The 607-nt window shown below is 74.8% G+C and carries 1 protein-coding gene; it reads right to left on the bottom strand.

From position 1 onward, the window contains the following. The coding region (locus tag KUM32_RS41860) for a phospholipid carrier-dependent glycosyltransferase (protein ID WP_217146848.1) at positions 1 to 607 on the bottom strand (607 nt) is incomplete at both ends.

Genomic DNA, 607 nt, shown 5'->3' with positions numbered 1-607 from the left:
GTGCCGGAAGTAGCCGCTGTGCCGCCAGCCCAACTCCTCGCTGTGGCTGCCGCTGTTGGCGAACCAGCCGGCCCACGAGGCGACGTAGGTGGCGATCGCGACCGGCACCGTGGCCAGGAACGCCCACGGTACGTCGCGGCGCAGGGCCGTGCGGTAGGGGTGCCAGGCGCCCGCGGTGCGCCGGGCGCCCGCGTCCCAGACGACCGTCATCAGGCCGAAGGCGGCCAGCACGTACAGCCCGTTCCACTTGGTGCCGCACGCCAGGCCCAGGCTTACGCCCGCCAGAACGCGCCAGGGCCGCCAGCCGAGGCCGAGCCGTTCGGCGACCGTGGCGTCCGGCCTGGCCAGGCCGTCGGCGCCGACGGGCAGCGCCGCCGCGAGCCGGGCCCGGGCCTGGTCCCGGTCGACCAGCAGGGCGCCGAACGCCGCCAGGATGAAGAACATGAGCACCAGGTCGAGCAGCGCGGTGCGGCTCATCACGAAGTGCAGCCCGTCGACCGCGAGCAGGCCGCCGGCCAGGCAGCCGAGGGCCGTGGAGCGGAACAGCCGCCGCCCGATGCGGCACAGCATGAGCACCGACAGGGTGCCGAGCAGCGCCACCATGAAG

Source organism: Streptomyces sp. AC627_RSS907, from assembly GCF_019049165.1.
This window is presented reverse-complemented; position numbering and strand designations above follow the sequence as displayed.